The sequence below is a fragment of the Leifsonia sp. NPDC058230 genome, assembly GCF_042882245.1.
Taxonomy (GTDB): domain Bacteria; phylum Actinomycetota; class Actinomycetes; order Actinomycetales; family Microbacteriaceae; genus Leifsonia.
Genome location: NZ_JBHVWM010000001.1, coordinates 934,645 through 949,181, shown reverse-complemented (window position 1 = coordinate 949,181; position 14,537 = coordinate 934,645). Strand labels below are relative to the sequence as shown.

The following is a 14,537-nucleotide window of genomic DNA, read 5'->3' as shown; positions in this document are numbered from 1 at the left end:
TGTGAGCTGGCACGCGGTGCGTACCAAGCGCGAGAGTAGACCCGAGTGTTCTACCACCACAAGAGGGGGTAGACAGGTCTGTCATTATGATTGCCCCAAATGAACTATCCTCATGTCGCTCGAGGGGTTCCGGATGCGTACACGCCCCCACAACGACGAAGGCCCGCTCCTTCACGGAGCGGGCCTTCGAACGAGCACGAGGACTAGATGGCGTTGACGTCCAGCGGGATGCCCGGGCCGAACGTGGTCGACACGGCGCCCTTCTGGATGTAGCGGCCCTTCGACGAGGACGGCTTCAGGCGCATGACCTCTTCGAGGGCGGCGCTGATGTTGTCCTGGAGCTGCTCGGTGGAGAAGCCCGCCTTGCCGACGACGAAGTGCACGTTGGCGTGCTTGTCGACACGGAACTCGATCTTTCCGCCCTTGATGTCGGAGACGGCCTTGGCCACATCCGGGGTCACGGTTCCGGTCTTCGGGTTCGGCATGAGGCCGCGCGGGCCCAGAACCTTTCCGAGACGACCGACCTGGCCCATGAGCTCCGGGGTGGAGACGGCCGAGTCGAAGGCGGTGTAGCCGCCGGCGACCTTCTCGATGAGCTCGGCGCCGCCGACCTCGTCCGCACCGGCTGCGATGGCGGCCTCGGCGGCCGGGCCCGTCGCGAACACGATGACGCGCGCGGTCTTACCGGTACCGTGAGGAAGAATCACGGTGCCGCGGACCATCTGGTCCGCCTTGCGCGGGTCGACGCCCAGCTTCAGCGCGACCTCGACGGTCGAGTTGAACTTGCTCGAGCCGGTCTCGCGGGCAAGCGAGACGGCCTCTGCGGGGGTGTAGTACTTTCCGGCCTCGATCTTCTCGGCCGCGGCCCGGTAGGCCTTTGACTTCTGTGCCATTTGTTTCTCCTATCGAGAATGTGGTGCGAGCCTGGCGAAGCTCTGCCACGAATGTGTCTGTGCTGGCGTCCTGGGATGGACGGAGGGCTGTTTAGGCCTCGACCGTGATTCCCATGGAGCGGGCCGTGCCGGCGATGATCTTCGACGCAGCGTCGATGTCGTTCGCGTTGAGGTCGACCATCTTCTGCTCGGCGATCGAGCGCACCTGCTCCTGGGTCAGCTTGCCGACCTTGGTGGTGTGCGGAACTCCGGAGCCCTTGGCGACGCCTGCGGCCTTCTTGATGAGCTCTGCGGCCGGCGGGGTCTTGAGGATGAACGTGAACGAACGGTCCTCGTAGACGGTGATCTCGACCGGGATGACGTTGCCGCGCTGCGACTCGGTCGCCGCGTTGTACGCCTTGCAGAACTCCATGATGTTGACGCCGTGCTGACCCAGCGCCGGACCGATCGGCGGAGCGGGGTTGGCGGCGCCGGCGTTGATCTGAAGCTTGATCAGACCAGTGACCTTTTTCTTCGGTGCCATGTTTCTTCCTTCTTTGTGTATTCGAGCGTTCAGGATGCATCCCGAACGGCTCTCCCGGTTTCTCGGCCGTTCCGAGACCCGGTGTTCTGAAAATCTGGGGGCGGTTAGAGCTTCGTGACCTGGTCGAAGCTGAGCTCGACCGGCGTCTCGCGCTCGAAGAGGGAGACGAGCACGGTGAGCTTGCCGCTCTCGGGCTTGATCTCGCTGATCGAACCGGGAAGGCCCGCGAACGAACCCTCCTTGATGGTGATGGTCTCGCCGATCTCGAAGTCGACCTCGGCCGGGATGACGCGCTGAGCGGTCTTGGCGCCCTTGGCGGCGCCGCCCTTGGCCGGAGCCTCCTGCACCTGCACGAGGCTCTTGAGCATCGAGAAGGCTTCTTCGAAACGAAGGGGGGTGGGGTTGTGCGCGTTGCCGACGAATCCGGTGACGCCCGGCGTGTGACGGACGACGGACCAGCTGTCTTCGTTCAGGTCCATGCGCACGAGCACGTAGCCCGGGATGCGCACGCGGTTGACCATCTTGCGCTGGCCGTTCTTGATCTCGACCACGTCTTCCATGGGAACCTGCACCTCGAAGATGAAGTCCTCCATCGACATCGAGACCATGCGGTTCTCGATGTTCGACTTCACGCGACGCTCGAAGCCGGCGTACGAGTGGATGACGTACCACTTGCCGAACTTGGCGCGCAGCTCGGCGCGGAACTCTTCGTACGGGTCGGTGGCGTTCTCGTCTTCGTCTTCGACGGCTTCGAGAGCAGCCTCGGCCTCGTGGTCGTCGTCCACTTCGAGAGCCTCGTCGACGGCGCGGTCGGCCTCGGGGTCGACGGCCTCGGCCATCGCGTCGAGCACGGCATCGAGATCGATCTCGGTTCCGTCTTCGGCGACGACGTGGAGAGCCTCGTGCTCGGCGGCGTCGACGGAGTCTTCATCGGCGGCCAGAACGTTGCCGGTCTGCGCCTCATCGTCTTCGGAGGACTGCTCGGCTGCGGTCGCCCAGTCCACGTCGTCGCGATTTGTCTCAGACACTGAATTCATTCCATTTCTGTCGTTGGCCGCATGCGGCGCAGACTGCCGTCGTTAGGACGGATTGCCGAACACCCAGACGACTGCGAGCCCGAAGACCCAGTCGAACAGGGAGACGATCCCCATCATGATCACCACGAAGACCAGCACGACGCCGGTGTAGCTCAGCAGTTCTTTGCGGGTAGGTGTGACCACCTTCTTGAGCTCACCGATGACCTGCCGGATGAACAGGGCGATCCGTGCGAAGGGTCCACGCTTCGCAGCGCGCTCTTTCTTCGCGTTTGCGACGACTTCCTCGCTCGGCTCGTCGATAACTTTTCGGGCCACCTCGTTACACCTTTCGTGGGCCGGCATCGGAATGCCGGCTTGCAGGGCGGACAGGACTCGAACCTGCAACCTGCGGTTTTGGAGACCGCTGCTCTACCAATTGAGCCACCGCCCTAGGAAAGTGGAAACCGCGACACTCGATCGCGCACATCCTCGGACAAGGCTAACCGATCACACTCCGAGATTACTCCGGGAGGATTTCGCAGTCGCTCTGCCGCTGTGTTTTCACGTGACGTGCTTACACATGAAAATGGGCGCAAAAAAGCATGGCAGATTTCAACTACCGCGACCAAGTGTATGTGACGGATGCGGGACTGTAAAGTTGGGCACCGTGACCGACCAGCACCGTGATCTCCCCCGCATCTCCCGCCGGATCGGCGCCATCGCCGAGTCTGCCACCCTCAAGGTCGACGCCAAGGCGAAGGCCCTCCGGGCGCAGGGCCGTCCGGTCATCAGCTTCGCCGCGGGCGAGCCCGACTTCGTCACTCCGTCGAACATCGTGGACGCGGCGCTGGACGCCGTCGGCGACCCGCGCAACTACCGGTACACCCCCGCGGCCGGGCTGCCCGAACTGCGTGAGGCGATCGCCGCCAAGACGCTGCGCGATTCCGGCCTGGCGGTGTCCCCGTCGCAGGTCGTCGTCACCAACGGCGGCAAACAGGCCGTCTACCAGGCATTCGCCACTCTGCTCGACCCGGGCGACGAGGTGCTGGTCCCCGCGCCGTACTGGACGACGTATCCCGAAGTCATCAAGCTCGCCGGCGGAACGCAGGTCGACGTGTTCGCGGGCGCCGACCAGGACTACCTCGTCACCGTCGATCAGCTCGAGGCGGCCCGCACCGACCGCACGAAGGTGCTGCTCTTCGTGTCGCCCTCGAACCCGACCGGTGCCGTGTACTCGCCGTCGCAGGTCGAGGAGATCGGGCGATGGGCGGATGCGCACGGCCTGTGGGTCATCGCCGACGAGATCTACCAGAACCTCACCTACGACGGCGTGAGGGCGGTCTCGATCGTGGAGGCGGTGCCCGAGCTCGCAGACCGCACCATCCTCGTCAACGGCGTCGCGAAGACCTACGCGATGACCGGTTGGCGAGTGGGCTGGATGACCGGGCCCGCCGATGCCATCGCGGCGGCAGCGAACCTCCAATCGCACCTCTCGTCGAATGTGTCGAACATCTCCCAGCGCGCAGCGCTCGAAGCGCTCACGGGGCCGCAAGAGCCGGAAGAGCAGATGCGCCTCGCCTTCGACCGGCGCCGCCGAACGATCGTGGCCGAACTCAACGCGATCCCGGGCATCCGCACCCCCACCCCGCTCGGCGCGTTCTACGTCTACCCCGACGTGTCGGGACTGCTGGGACGACCGTGGGGTGGAATCACCCCGACGACATCGCTCGAGCTCGCCGACCTGATCCTCGACCAGGCCGAGGTCGCCGTCGTGCCCGGCGAGGCGTTCGGGCCCTCGGGCTACCTCCGCCTCTCCTACGCGCTCGGCGACGACGAGCTGCTCGAGGGCGTGCGTCGGCTGCAGCGGCTCTTCGTGTAGCGCGCCTTTTCCTGGCTCGCTTTTCGTCGAGTCGCGGCAAATCGACCTTCCGGTGTCGCGGGAAGGTCGATGTGCCGCGACTCGGGCTGTGGATGGGTGAGAGGCCCTGGGGATAACCCGGGCGGAGCGTGCTTCGGCGGGCAGTGTGGAGGCATGAGACCACGCATCGAACTCCCCCCGCCGTTCCGGGAGGCGCCGTTCTCGGTGCGTGCTGCGCGCCAGGCGGATCTCGGCGAGCGACGCCTCTACGGCAGCGACCTCACGCGCCCGTTCCATGGGGTGAGGATGCCCGCGGAGGTCGAAGACGATGTCCTGGCCCGATGCGTCGCGTTCGCCCTGAAAGCGCCGCCCGAGGCATTCTTCAGTCATGTCACGGCCGCCGAGATCTGGGGCGTTCCGCTGCCGATCGGTGCGACATCCCCCACGATCGACGTCTCGGTCGAGTGGCCACGCCGGGCACCCGAGGGGCGCGCGGTGAGGGGGCACGCGGTACGGTTCCACGCGACGGACGTTGTCAGCCGGAGTGGGTTGCGCGTCAGCTCGCCGCCGCGCCTGTGGTGCGAACTCGGGTCACGTTTGAATCTCGAAGACCTGGTCGCTGCGGGCGACTTCATCATTCGACGCGCGAACCCGCTGGCTTCGCCGGAAGAGCTCGCGGCTGCGGTGGAAGAGTACCCGGGGCGACGCGGTCGGCGAACGCTCCAAGCGGCCCTTCCCCTGGTGCACGAACGCTCCGAGTCGCCGCAGGAATCGCGAATCCGGATCGCACTCGTTCGAGCCGGCGTTCCCGGACTCAGCATCAACGCCCCGGTGCATGGCGCGAGCGGGCGCGAATATCGCGCAGACTTCGCCTTCCTCGACCGTGGGCTGATCCTCGAATACCAAGGCGACCACCACCGCGAACGCGGACAATTCCGCCGCGATCTGACACGCACGCTCGACCTGCAGGCCGCAGGATCGACCGTGGTCCTGCTCGGGCCCGACGACATCCGTTCCGAGGCCGCCGTCGTCACCCTCGTACGGGACCTTCTCCATATGCGCGTCGAGTCGCGGCAGATCGATCTTCCCGCGCTCCGGGAAGGTCGGATTGCCGCGACTCAGCGGAGTCGCGGCGCTAGAGGAGCTTTCGCTCCAAGGCCCAGGCGGTGAGCTCGTGACGGGAGGAGAGCTGCAGTTTGCGGAGAACCGCGGAGACGTGGGTCTCGACGGTCTTGATCGAGATGAAGAGGTCGGCGGCGACCTCTTTGTAGGAGTGGCCTCGTGCGATCAGCCGCATGACCTCGCGCTCGCGTGCGGAGAGGCGATCGAGCTCGTCCGTGGTCTCGGCCTGCTCGCCCGCGGCGACACCGAACGCGTCGAGCACGAACCCGGCGAGGCGTGGCGAGAACACGGCGTCCCCGCTCGCGACGGCCACGACGGCGTCGCTCACCTGGCTGCCGGAACTTCCCTTCGTGAGATAGCCGCGGGCGCCCGCGCGGATCACGCCCACGACATCCTCGGCGGCATCGGACACGCTCAACGCCAGGAAACGGGTGTCGGGGCAGTGGGCGATGGTGCGGCGGACGACCTCGGCGCCCCCGCCACCGGCGCCTCCGGGGAGGTGCACGTCGAGCAGCACCACCTCTGGGCGGGAGCCGAGGATGGCGGCGACCGCAGCATCCACGTCAGCCGCTTCAGCGACGACGGAGAGACGCGCGTCGAGGTCGGCACGCAGCCCCGAGCGGAAGATCGAGTGGTCGTCGATGATGGCGACCGAGATCGGGGTGGTGGCCGGGGTCGCCGGGGTGGCCGGATCGGTCGGGGTGGTGTGGTCGTCGCTCATGGTGCCTCGTTCGCAAACTCGATGCTCAGGTGTACTTCGGTGCCGGAATCACGGGAGGAGACGGTCGCGCCCCCGCCGGCGCGTTTCATGCGGCCGATGATCGACTCCCGAACGCCGAGGCGCCCCTCAGGCAGGGAGTCCACGTCGAACCCGGCACCGCGGTCTCGCACGAAGACATCGACCGCGCCAGGGCGGCTTTCGACGTACACCGAGATCTCGCCGCCGGCGTGGCGTGCGGCGTTCAGCATCGCCTCGCGCGCGGCGGCGGCGAGTTCAGCCGTTCCCCGCTCGACCGGTTCCCCCACTGCGACGACATCGATGTGCACCGGATGGTCGATCTCCAGTGCCGCCGCGAAGTCGCGCAGGTCGGTGGCCAGGTCGCTCGACGGAGCCTCGGCGCCGGCGAACAGCCACTCGCGCAATTCGCGCTCCTGGGCGCGGGCGATGCGTGCCACCTCGCTCGACGCGCCGGCCCGGTTCTGGATGAGGGCGAGGGTCTGGAGCACCGAATCGTGCAGGTGGGCGGCGATCTCGGCGCGCTGCTCCTCCTTGATGCGGGCGGTGCGTTCCGAGATGAGTTCGCGCCAGAGGCGGAAAGCCCACGGGGCGAGTAGAACGGCCGCGCCGGCGAACGTGACGGCGATGATCGACGCCCAGACCCATCCGGAACCGACGCGGCTCGGAGTGGCGGCCAGCGCGACCGCGATGAAGAGGAGGAATGCACCCGAGACGACTCGGAGGAGGGCCGAGGATGCGCGACCGCGCGCCGCATCCCCGACGTCCACGAGCTGGTCCCAGCTCACGGCGGCGACGGCGAAGGCGATCATCAGACCGACCAGCGCGAGCAGGCCGAACGGGTTCCCGCCGAAGACCGCGGTCACGATCGTGCCGATTCCGGCTACGGCCGCAAGCGCGAGAAGGACCCAGGCCACCGGGACCGTGCGCTGCACACCGTCGACCGGCCCGCCCGGTGTTGGCGCGCCCGCTGGGTCGGCGACTACCGGAGCACGCAGGGGCGTGAGTGCCCACAGCCAGAGGTAGAGGAGCACCCCGGCGCCTCCGAACAGCGAGAGTCCGACGAAGATCCACCGCACGGCCGTGACGGGCCACCCCAGGTGGTCGGCAAGCGCCTGACTCACCCCGCCGAGCACACAGACCCGCGGTCGCGCGAGCGGCATCCGCGAGGCGGATTGCCCGCGCGGCGCCCGCGGAGCCCGCGGCGAGCGCGGAGCATGCGAGGAAGCGGTCTGGGTCATGGTGAAATCCAAGCAGACTCGGGAGAGCCCCGACACCCCAGTCGGAGGGAATCAGGGGCGGCTCAGGGTGATACCCCATAGCAGGCCGTCCGGCGGAAGGCCACGATCGAAGCATGTCACAGCACGAATCGACGCCTCCGCCTCCCCCACCGCCGCCCAATGCAGGCGCCGGCACACCCTCATCGCCGTACGGCGGCCCTCAGACCGGTCTCTCGGGGCGCGGCACCCGCTTCTTCGACTGGATGCGCGGGCTCGGGCTCGTGCGCACAGACGGCTGGATCGGCGGTGTCTGTGCCGCGATCGCCAACCGGCTCGGGATCGACCCGATCATCGTGCGCGGCATCGTCGTCGTGGCGGCCATCCTCGGCGCCCCTGTGCTGCTGCTCTACGCGGCGGCGTGGGCGTTACTCCCCGACCGGGAGAACCGCATCCACCTGCAGCGGCTGATCGAAGGCGACTTCCAGCCCGCGATCGTCGGGATCGGCGCGATGGCTCTGCTGTCACTGCTCCCGATGGCACAGGGACTGTGGTGGGTCGGAGGCGGGTTCTGGAACACGCCATCCTGGGCCGACGCTGTCGGACGGATCATCTGGACGCTGATCGTCCTCGGCGCGCTCGTCGCCCTGGTGATCGTCGCCACGCGCCGAGGCGGAACCTGGAGCGGGTTCCCTGCGTCGGCGTCTGCCCCCGCGGGGGCGCCGTACGCCTCGACGGCGGCGCCGGCCACTGCGGCCGCGGGTGCGGGTGCTGCGGCCGCCGGTGCGAGCGCATTCGCAGCTGCTGCGGCACCGACCGAGTCACCGGCCCCGGCGTCGGCAGCATCGGACGCTCCGGCCTCCACGGGAGCCGCCGCTGGTGCAACGGGCACGGACGCGACCGTGCCCGCCGCCCCATCCCTCGACACCTCTTCCGAGCCCTCGGAGCCGCCGGCCCCCACGGTCGGGGCATCCAACCAGGACGTCGCCGACTGGCAGGCCCGGCACACTGCCTGGCAGGCCGAGCACGCCCAATGGAAACAGCGGCTCAACGAGGACATGCGCGCCGTGAAAGCCCAGCGTTCGGCTGAGATCCGGGCACAGTCCGCGGCGTTGTCCGCACGGGCCGCCGCCGAACGGAGGGCGCGGCGCGCCGCGAACCCTCGCGTCGGCGCAGCCGTCGGCTGGGTCGTCATCGGAGTCGCTCTCGTCGGAGCCGCGCTCACGCAGGCTCTGTGGCAGATGACCGATCTGCCGGACTACGGCCTCACCGCCGCCTTCGCTGTGGCGACCGGCGTGTTCGGGGTGGCCGTGCTGATCGCGGGCCTCGCCAAGCGCCGGAGCGGCTTCCTGATCTTCCTGGGCATCCTTCTGGCGGCAGTGACGGTGGTGAGCGCCCTCATCCCCCGGGATCGGCAGCTCGTCTTCGACGGCGCCTACCTGAACGTATCGGGGAGCAAGAGCATCGCGCAGCCGTACGGCTACACCGACCTGGTCCTCGACCCGGGGCTCGCTGCCTATCCCACAGCGCCCGTGGTGGACCTCGTCAAGGGCGCAGGCACGACCACGGCGACGGTTCCGTCCGACCTGACCGTGGAGATCAAAGCGGAACTGCACGGCGGGAGCCTTTACGTCGTCGACGAGTCGAACGGGCAGTCCGTTCAGCACAGCTGCACTCCGGATCGGAGCGGCACCTGCACTCTCGACGTGTTCGTCGGGCCGGGTGGCACGCCCGACTCGATCCTCCGCATCCAGCAGACCGGAGAACTGACCGTCCAGATTCTCGACCCCGACCAGAACGAGGGAGCCGAACAATGAGCACCAACGGAGACAACCCGACCACGGAAACCGGCGCCGGCGCCCGCAAGGCCGCTGGCAAGCCCGCCGGAAAGGCCACGGGCACGCCCGAAAGCACGACCGAAATTGTCCCCGAACCCACGACCGAAACCACTCCCGGGGCGAGCGGGCCCACCGAGCAGCTCGAGTCGATCGCGACTCCCGCGGCGGATGAGGCGACGGGCGAGACCTCGCCGACGTCGCCCGACCCCTCTGCGCCGGCCGCGCCGGTTCCGCCGACGCCTTCGCCTGCGTGGACGTACGCTTCCACACCCATCGCGACGGAAGCCGTCGCGGTCGGTCGGCCGCACGTCCGCTGGGGCGGGGTCGTGTGGGGCGCGATTCTCGTGGCGATCGCCGGCTTCGTGCTCTACACGGTGTCGTCCCCCGATCGTAAGCTCGCGTTCGAGTCGTGGGTGGAGGCTCTGACGCCGGGAGCGGCGTGGACGCTGGCCGTCGTCGCGGTCGGGGTGTTCATCCTGATCCTCGCCTTGTTGGCAGTGGTGAGGAGCGCTCAACGCAACCGCCGGGCATGATGGTCACATGACCTCCTCCCCCGCCGTCGCGGTCCGCGAGCTCCGCAAGGAATACGGCGCGTTCGAGGCGCTCCGGGGGGTGAGTTTCGAGATCGCCGCCGGGGAAACGTTCGCCCTGCTGGGGCCGAACGGCGCGGGCAAGAGCACGACGATCGAGATCCTCGAGGGCTACCGGGATCGCAGCGGCGGCGAGGCCAGCGTTCTCGGCGTCGATCCGCACCGGGGCCGACTCGACTGGAAGGCGCGGATCGGAATCGTGCTCCAATCGAGCGGCGAGGCCGGCAACGTGAGCGTTCGGGAGCAGTTGACCCATTTCGCGCGCTTCTATCCCAACCCTCGCGATGTCGAGGAGGTCATCGCGGCCGTCGGACTCGCCGACAAGGCGAAGACCCGCATCAAGAATCTGTCCGGCGGGCAGCGGCGGCGCGTGGATGTGGCCCTCGGGGTGATCGGACGACCGGAGCTGCTGTTTCTCGACGAACCGACCACTGGTTTCGACCCGGAAGCGCGCCGCGACTTCTGGGAACTGATCCGCGGGCTGAAGCGGGAGGGCACGACGATCCTCCTCACGACGCACTACCTCGATGAGGCCGCCCAGCTGAGCGACCGGGTCGCGGTGATCGCCAGCGGCCGGCTCATCGACATCGGCGATGTCGATTCGATCGGGGGTGCGGATGCGCGGGTTCCGATCGTGCGCTGGCGCGATCAGAACGGTCAGGCACGATCCGAGCGCACGGATGCGCCTGCCGCGGTCATCGCGCGGCTCACGGCCGAGCTCGGCGGCGAACCACGGGACCTCGAGGTGATCCGGCCCAGCCTGGAGGACATCTACCTCGACCTGGTGCGGGAGGCGACCGAGGCGGAAGCGCTCGGGCAGCCGGGAGCGGGGTCGGCCCGATGAGGACTGTCGCGCTGGGGATCAACCGAGTGAGCTACGAGGTCGCCGTCTACTTTCGTCAGGGTGACACGATCTTCTTCACCTTTCTCTTTCCCGTTGTCATGCTCGGGATCTTCTCCGTCGCGTTCCAGGGTCTGGGCAACGTCGGCGCGGCGCCTGACGGCACAGGCGGGATCACTCAGGCCGCCTACTATCTGCCCGGGATGATCGCCGCCGGCATCCTGCTCAGCGGCGTGCAGAACCTGGCGGTCGATATCGCCATGGAGAAGGGCGACGGAACTCTGAAGCGCCTCGGTGGCACCCCGCTTCCGGTCGTCTCCTACTTCTTCGGCAAGATGGGCCAGGTCATCGCCACGAGCGCTCTGCAGGTCCTGCTTCTGCTGCTCGTAGCCCGCTTCGCATTCGATGTCGCCCTGCCGACCGACCCCGCCCTCTGGCTGCGGTTCCTGTGGGTCTACCTGCTCGGAATCTTCACCTCCGCTGTGCTCGGTATCGCTCTTTCGTCCGTGCCCCGCACCGGCAAGAGCGCGACCGCTGTGGTCATCCCGATTGTGCTGATCCTTCAGTTCATCTCTGGGGTGTACCTCGCCTTCAATCTGCTTCCGGAGTGGCTGCAGAACATCGCCAGCATCTTTCCGCTCAAGTGGATCGCGCAGGGGATGCGCAGCGTCTTCCTCCCGGCGAGCTTCGAGTCGCAGGAGCCCAGCGGGAGCTGGCAGCTCGGCCTGATCGCTCTGGTGCTCTCCGTCTGGCTGGTGGTCGGACTCATCGTCTGCCGCCTGACCTTCCGGTGGATCCGCAAGGACCGCTGACGCCCGTCAGCTCCGCAGCGCAGCGGCGAACGGCAGCACAGCGGATGCGCCTGCGCGTCTGAGTTCGCGTCCCGCGACCGTGATGCTCCACTTGCTGTCCACCACGTCGTCGACGAGGAGCACCGGCTGCCCCACCGGCAGCTGAAGGCCGCCCACGCCGAACCGTTCCCACACCGACGCCAGCCGGAACGCACTGTTGCCGCCCGGACCGCCGGTCGGCCCTCCCGCCAGCATGTCGAGCGACCCGAGGTATGGCAGCCGCCCCGCCTCAGCGAACCCGCGCGCCAGCGAGGAGACGAACTCCGGCCGGCGCCGTGACGGCATGCTCACCACCGCTGCCGGACGCTCGGCCCAGTTCCAATCCGCGAGCACCCGGATGCACGCCGCGAGCACCTGCGCCGGGATCGGCTGGTCTGCCGCATCCGCACCCAGCAGCTCGCGCAGCGGTCCGCCCCAGCCGAGGTCCGTCAGCCGGGCCAACGCGCGTCCCGGCGCGAGGGTCTCCTCGGGAGCGATCTTGCCCCGCACCGGCACACCGAGTCGGTCGGCTCCCGTCGGCCAGAGCTTGCGCGGCTCGATCTCCACGCCCACCCGGTCGAGCGCGGTGGCAACGGATGCCGCCGCCCCCGACGCGACCTCGCTCGGGTACCAGGGGCCGGCGCAACGATCGCACCGGCCGCACGGCTCGCCACTGACATCGTCGAGCGCCCGCTGGAGGAAAGTCATGCGGCATTCGGCGGTCGTCTCGTACTCGAGCATCGACTGCTGCTCGGCCTGGCGCGCGGCGGCTATCCGGCTGTAGCGCTCCTCGTCGTAGACCCACGGCTCGCCCGTCGACACCCAGCCCTTGGGCACGCGCCGAACGGCACCGTCTACGTCGAGAACCTTGAGGAGGAGTTCCAGCGTGGAAGCCTTGAGGTCCACTTGGCTCTCGAGCGCTCGGGTCGACTGAGGATCGGTGCCGAGCGCGCCGAGCACCGCATCCGCTTTCGGTTTCGAAGGCATGGATGCGGTGGCGAAGTAGTCCCAGATGGCGCGGTCCTCCGGCCCCGGCAACAGCAGCACATCCGCGTTGTCGGTCGCCCGGCCGGCGCGACCGACCTGCTGGTAGTAGGCCACCGGCGACGAGGGCGCTCCCAGGTGCACGACGAACCCGAGGTCGGGCTTGTCGAATCCCATGCCGAGCGCACTGGTGGCGACGAGGGCTTTGACCTCGTTGCGTTTGAGTTTCGACTCCAGCTCTTCGCGTTCGGCCGTGTCGGTCTGACCCGTGTAAGCGAAGGTCTCGTGTCCGGCGTCGCGGAGGAGGCGCGCAGTGTCTTCGGCGGCCGAGACGGTCAGCGTGTAGATGATGCCACTGCCGGGGAGGGCGCCGAGGTTGCTCACCAGCCACGCGAGCCGGGCCCCCGCATCCGGAAGCGTCAGCACGCCGAGCCGCAGTGACTTCCGCGCCAGCGGCCCGCGCAGGGTGAGCACGTCGCTGTGTGCGCCGGCGCCCATCTGCTCTGCGACATCGGCCACCACGCGCTCGTTCGCCGTGGCGGTCGTGGCGAGCACCGGAACACCGTCGGGCATGGTTGCGATGAGATCGCGCAGCCTGCGGTAGTCGGGACGGAAGTCGTGACCCCAGTCGGAGATGCAGTGGGCCTCGTCGATCACCAGAAGACCGCTGCGCGCGATGAGGGCCGGGAGGTACTGGTCGCGGAACTCCGGGTTGTTGAGCCGCTCGGGTGAGACGAGCAGCGCATCCACCGTGTCGTCGCGCAGTGCCTGCATGACGTCTTCCCACTCGTGCCGATTGGCCGAGTTGAGCGTGACCGCGCGCACGCCGGCGCGTTCAGCGGCCGCGACCTGGTCGCGCATGAGCGCCAGCAACGGCGACACCAAAATAGTCGGCCCGGCACCGCGGGCCCGCAGCAGCATGGTGGCCACGAAGTACACGGCGGACTTGCCCCAGCCCGTGCGCTGCACCACGAGAGCCCGACGCCGTTCGTCGACGAGTGCGGCGATCGCCTCGAACTGCCCGTCGTGGAATGCGGCATCTTCTCGGCCGACGAGGGCACGCAGGGTGGCGAGGGCGTCTTCTCTGGTGGTGCTCATGGCTCCATCGTTTCAGAGCCCACCGGCACTCCCCCCGGAGGAGCCGGAATCTGTGGAGAACCGGAGGATGTGGATGCCGCAGCAACTCCGGAGATTTCAGCCGACGCGCCGACAAAACGTCCGTCAGGACGGAGTATGCAGGCCGAAAAGCGCCGAATCTCCGGAGTTGCGAACGCGCGGCTAGGCGTTGTCTTTGCGGAAGGTGCGCGTGCCGACCCACAGGCCGAGGGTGAACAGGATCAGGGTCCAGACCACGCCCCAGAGCACGGTCGTGGTCCAGAAATCGCCCGTGAAGGTGGACCGGATCCCGCTCACGATGTACTTGATCGGCATGAAGTCGCTCAGGGTGACGAGCCACTGCGGCGCTCCCGTCTCCACACTGATCGGCAGCAGGATGCCCGACAGCAGCAGCACGGGAAGCGAGATGCTGTTCAGGATCGGGGCGAGCGCATCCTCGCTCTTCGTCGTCAGCGCCAGGGCGTTCGACGCCGCCGAGCACGCACCGCCGAGCAGCACGGTCAGCACGAGTCCGAAGATCATGCCCGGGATCGAGCCGGTGAGGCCGAAGGCGAACCCGAGGGCGACGAGCACGATGCCCTGCACGGTCAGCAGAGCGAGATCGCGGAGCACCCGGCCGAGGAGCAGTGCGGTGCGGCTGGCCGGGGTGACGCGTTCCGCCTCGATGACGCCCTCGCGCCACTCCGAGATGAGGCCGAAGCCCGCGAACAAGGCGCCGAAGAGGGCGAGCTGAACGAGGAGTCCGGGCACGAAGAAGGTGTAGGCGTTGTCCGTTCCGATCTGGGAGGCCAGCGGTTCCAACAGCGGGCCGAACAGGCAGAGATACAGCACCGGCTGGGCGAGTCCGATGATGACCCAGGCGGGGTTGCGGAGGGCGAGGCGCATCTGGCGCCTGAAGATGATCCAGGTCTGGGCTGCGAAGCTCATGGTCGTTCCTTCGAGGTCGAGAAGTTCAGTAGCGGGGATGCGCGAC

General features: G+C 68.0%; 14 protein-coding genes and 1 tRNA gene. 6 read left to right on the top strand and 9 right to left on the bottom strand.

The features are described 5' to 3' along the window. Positions 1 to 203 precede the first annotated feature (203 nt). The 5 genes from rplA to ACFVV0_RS04785 all read right to left on the bottom strand — a co-directional run bounded on the left by rplA (position 204) and on the right by ACFVV0_RS04785 (position 2,883). The gene (gene rplA / locus ACFVV0_RS04805; RefSeq protein WP_387058957.1) at positions 204 to 893 is read right to left on the bottom strand and encodes a 50S ribosomal protein L1; all 690 of its coding nucleotides are present in this window, start codon (positions 891 to 893) and stop codon (positions 204 to 206) included. Positions 894 to 984: 91 nt separating this feature from the next. Continuing rightward, the gene (rplK, locus tag ACFVV0_RS04800; RefSeq protein WP_387058953.1) at positions 985 to 1,416 is read right to left on the bottom strand and encodes a 50S ribosomal protein L11; all 432 of its coding nucleotides are present in this window, start codon (positions 1,414 to 1,416) and stop codon (positions 985 to 987) included. A 104-nt stretch (positions 1,417 to 1,520) separates the two neighbouring features. After that, a complete protein-coding gene (gene nusG / locus ACFVV0_RS04795) occupies positions 1,521 to 2,444 on the bottom strand; it encodes a transcription termination/antitermination protein NusG (protein WP_387058950.1) in 924 nt (307 codons plus the stop codon). A 51-nt stretch (positions 2,445 to 2,495) separates the two neighbouring features. Further along, positions 2,496 to 2,768 carry a preprotein translocase subunit SecE gene (gene secE / locus ACFVV0_RS04790; protein ID WP_387058947.1) on the bottom strand — a complete coding sequence of 91 codons (273 nt, stop codon included), beginning with the start codon at positions 2,766 to 2,768 and terminating at the stop codon, positions 2,496 to 2,498. A gap of 42 nt (positions 2,769 to 2,810) precedes the next feature. Continuing rightward, positions 2,811 to 2,883, bottom strand: a tRNA-Trp gene (locus ACFVV0_RS04785). 216 nt (positions 2,884 to 3,099) lie between these two features. Here ACFVV0_RS04785 and ACFVV0_RS04780 point away from each other — a divergent pair. Next, entirely contained in the window at positions 3,100 to 4,311 is a 1,212-nt protein-coding gene (locus tag ACFVV0_RS04780; RefSeq protein WP_387058944.1) for a pyridoxal phosphate-dependent aminotransferase, read from the top strand. Positions 4,312 to 4,464: 153 nt separating this feature from the next. After that, complete coding sequence (locus tag ACFVV0_RS04775; protein WP_387058942.1) at positions 4,465 to 5,460, top strand: hypothetical protein; 996 nt, start codon at positions 4,465 to 4,467, stop codon at positions 5,458 to 5,460. Here ACFVV0_RS04775 and ACFVV0_RS04770 read toward each other — a convergent pair. Together ACFVV0_RS04770 and ACFVV0_RS04765 are read right to left on the bottom strand one after the other, a co-directional pair. Continuing rightward, positions 5,426 to 6,133, bottom strand: a complete 708-nt coding sequence (locus ACFVV0_RS04770; RefSeq protein WP_387058940.1) for a LuxR C-terminal-related transcriptional regulator — start codon at positions 6,131 to 6,133, stop codon at positions 5,426 to 5,428. The genes ACFVV0_RS04775 and ACFVV0_RS04770 overlap by 35 nt on opposite strands. Further along, complete coding sequence (locus tag ACFVV0_RS04765; protein WP_387058937.1) at positions 6,130 to 7,389, bottom strand: PspC domain-containing protein; 1,260 nt, start codon at positions 7,387 to 7,389, stop codon at positions 6,130 to 6,132. The genes ACFVV0_RS04770 and ACFVV0_RS04765 overlap by 4 nt, the downstream gene beginning before the upstream one ends. Before the next feature lie 113 nt (positions 7,390 to 7,502). On the opposite strand from ACFVV0_RS04765, the gene ACFVV0_RS04760 reads away from it, so the two are divergent. The 4 genes from ACFVV0_RS04760 to ACFVV0_RS04745 are packed head-to-tail and all read left to right on the top strand — an operon-like array spanning position 7,503 to position 11,446. Beyond that, positions 7,503 to 9,182 (top strand): PspC domain-containing protein, encoded by a 1,680-nt coding sequence (locus ACFVV0_RS04760; protein WP_387058934.1) that lies wholly within the window; start codon positions 7,503 to 7,505, stop codon positions 9,180 to 9,182. Continuing rightward, positions 9,179 to 9,736, top strand: coding sequence for a hypothetical protein (locus ACFVV0_RS04755; RefSeq protein ID WP_387058931.1), 558 nt, complete (start codon positions 9,179 to 9,181; stop codon positions 9,734 to 9,736). The genes ACFVV0_RS04760 and ACFVV0_RS04755 overlap by 4 nt, the downstream gene beginning before the upstream one ends. Before the next feature lie 7 nt (positions 9,737 to 9,743). Further along, a complete protein-coding gene (locus ACFVV0_RS04750) occupies positions 9,744 to 10,637 on the top strand; it encodes an ABC transporter ATP-binding protein (protein WP_387058929.1) in 894 nt (297 codons plus the stop codon). Next, entirely contained in the window at positions 10,634 to 11,446 is an 813-nt protein-coding gene (locus tag ACFVV0_RS04745) for an ABC transporter permease (RefSeq protein WP_387058926.1), read from the top strand. Before ACFVV0_RS04750 ends, ACFVV0_RS04745 begins: the two co-directional genes overlap by 4 nt. 6 nt (positions 11,447 to 11,452) lie before the next feature. On the opposite strand, the gene ACFVV0_RS04740 is transcribed toward ACFVV0_RS04745, so the two are convergent. Continuing rightward, positions 11,453 to 13,546 carry a RecQ family ATP-dependent DNA helicase gene (locus ACFVV0_RS04740; RefSeq protein WP_387058923.1) on the bottom strand — a complete coding sequence of 698 codons (2,094 nt, stop codon included), beginning with the start codon at positions 13,544 to 13,546 and terminating at the stop codon, positions 11,453 to 11,455. Positions 13,547 to 13,726: 180 nt separating this feature from the next. Further along, positions 13,727 to 14,491: an ABC transporter permease gene (locus ACFVV0_RS04735; RefSeq protein ID WP_387058921.1), complete on the bottom strand. Its 765-nt coding sequence runs from the start codon at positions 14,489 to 14,491 to the stop codon at positions 13,727 to 13,729. Positions 14,492 to 14,537 lie beyond the last annotated feature (46 nt).